Source organism: Klebsiella sp. HMSC16A12, assembly GCF_001808265.1.
In the GTDB taxonomy this organism is placed as follows: domain Bacteria; phylum Pseudomonadota; class Gammaproteobacteria; order Enterobacterales; family Enterobacteriaceae; genus Klebsiella; species Klebsiella pneumoniae.
Map to the genome: position 1 here is coordinate 1 of NZ_KV792619.1, position 2,000 is coordinate 2,000.

Below are 2,000 nucleotides of genomic sequence, written 5' to 3' on the forward strand. Positions count from 1 at the left end.
GGGTTGTGTCCATATTACGCGGGTAGGATCAGTTTTTATACCACACACAGGTTTCAGCTGGTGGGCATCACGGCAGCTACCTGAGCTTACTGTAGTGTTTTTGCCCAGCCCGATACTGTTTTATTGCAGCCTGTTGGCAGGCTACAGAGTCAGTCGGGGCGATGTCTGGATTTTCTTTCAGTGCGTCAATTGTGGCCTGCACCATGCCCTTGTCCAAACCCCATGTGGGAGAGTAGGGATTATTGGCTTCTAAAGGGACTTTCAGTTCCAGTACATCTCGTTTAGCACACGTTTTATTTGCCTGGTAAATAAGGTCTGGGTCTGCAAGGATTTTAGCGGATACACCAAAACTCGCCAAAACCAGACACAGGGTGATACTTGTCGTTCGCATGTTTTATCCTTATTAATCGTCACTGATAATCAGAGTGGTCTGGGATGCTTCTTTCTCCACGCTATCCACATTCTGTGTTCAGTCCTGATGTTTCCTTCAGAAGTTACTTTATTGTGCTTCGTGGTCGGAGGAGAGGCTAAAACGCTTTCAAGCGTTTCACCAGCATCGAATCGCGCGTACAGCTTGTAATCGGCGGCATTCGTGTTTGTCGGCTCACATTTGCCATGGCTCATTTTTATCATCCTTTGCGATAAGAACTTAACTCTGCCAGGTACCAGCTGCTGGCGCCATAAACGAATTTTTACTCCCGGTGGTAAAGCACCTCAGGCATCGTCCTCCCGGAGTTCCAGGTTTTAATACGTAGTGAAGGTCTTGCTCAATACTCGCCGGACGGAATTATTCTTCATCACCGGCAGGGGCTGCAGTGCTGGTATGCACTTTATAGCAGTCCACCCGGCGGGACAATTCATGAAAGCTGGTGGGAACGGACCATCACACTCAAAACGTAAGACAACATGCCTTACAGCCCTGCAAAGCCTTTGCCTCGGTGCGCCACGCTCTGCGTGGGTCGCGACTGTGCACATTTTAGGCATATTCTTTTTTCTTTTTTTTATTTTTTCTCTTTTTTTCGTCCGCGCGGCGGGGGCCGGGTCGGGCACGTTGAAGGTCAGGACCCTCAAGGGTATGTTGTCTTACGTACGCTCTTTTGCTACCTGGGACGCTTGCCGGCGATCAGAATCAGGAGAATGGCCATCGCCAGTTTTCCCTCATTTATGGCATACAGTAGACATCAATCCGGTGTAAGGTACCTGTTCTGAACGGACTATTTCCCCTGGGGCTGCTGTTCGTTACAGCTCTGAGCTGATACCGTGGATACGCGGTTTGTTCTTACGCTTATCACCGAAAGTGGCGAACGGGCCTTACGGGCGAACGCTTTAACAGAATTAACACCAGCTTTGTTAGGGAGATAATAAGTGAACATCGAAGCGAAGCAGTTTCTTACCGGCAGCGGCAGCGGCAGAAGAGTACTGACAAATGAGGGCAGACAGGGTATGGGGGGAGTTGCTGGTGTAGGCTCTTCAACCGAGAAAATGCTGGGCTACGTCGCTGAAGCTGTTTTTGAAAACTGCGGCCAACTGGATAACCAACAGCTCGATGACATTATCAGCTGGATACAACTTTATAAGTCCTGAATGATGCATGAGTGTACAATGCAGCTCGTGTTTCTAACCGACGAAGCGTGCCAGAGTTGAATTGTATATAAATCTGCTACACATGGGGTATCTATGAAACCTGACGTTCGTGAAGCTCCGATTAGTATCCGAGCCAGAAAATCACAGCGTGACCTGATCGACATGGCCGCAAGCCTGGTCTCAAAATCACTGACTGATTTTATGCTTGAGGTCGCCTGCAGGGAAGCACAGAACATTCTGCTTGATCAACGCCTGTTTCTCCTCAATCACAACCAGTTTAAGGCGTTTATAGAGGAGCTTGACGCCCCAATAACGCCGGAGCGCCAGGCGCGAATCGATAACCTGATGAACCGCAAATCACAATGGGAATGAGAGCGCCTGAATCGGGCTTTGTTGAATAAATCAGATTTCGGGTA

At 49.0% G+C, this 2,000-nt stretch carries 3 protein-coding genes; 2 read left to right on the forward strand and 1 reads right to left on the reverse strand.

Going from position 1 to position 2,000, the window contains the following annotated elements:
- Positions 1-76: 76 nt before the first annotated feature.
- Complete coding sequence (locus HMPREF3140_RS15230; RefSeq protein ID WP_070553030.1) at positions 77-391, reverse strand: hypothetical protein; 315 nt, start codon at positions 389-391, stop codon at positions 77-79.
- A 974-nt stretch (positions 392-1,365) separates the two neighbouring features.
- Here HMPREF3140_RS15230 and HMPREF3140_RS15235 point away from each other — a divergent pair.
- Positions 1,366-1,584, forward strand: coding sequence for a hypothetical protein (locus tag HMPREF3140_RS15235; RefSeq protein WP_070553031.1), 219 nt, complete (start codon positions 1,366-1,368; stop codon positions 1,582-1,584).
- Between the two features lie 93 nt (positions 1,585-1,677).
- Positions 1,678-1,956, forward strand: coding sequence for a type II toxin-antitoxin system TacA family antitoxin (locus HMPREF3140_RS15240; protein ID WP_040217023.1), 279 nt, complete (start codon positions 1,678-1,680; stop codon positions 1,954-1,956).
- Positions 1,957-2,000: the final 44 nt, after the last annotated feature.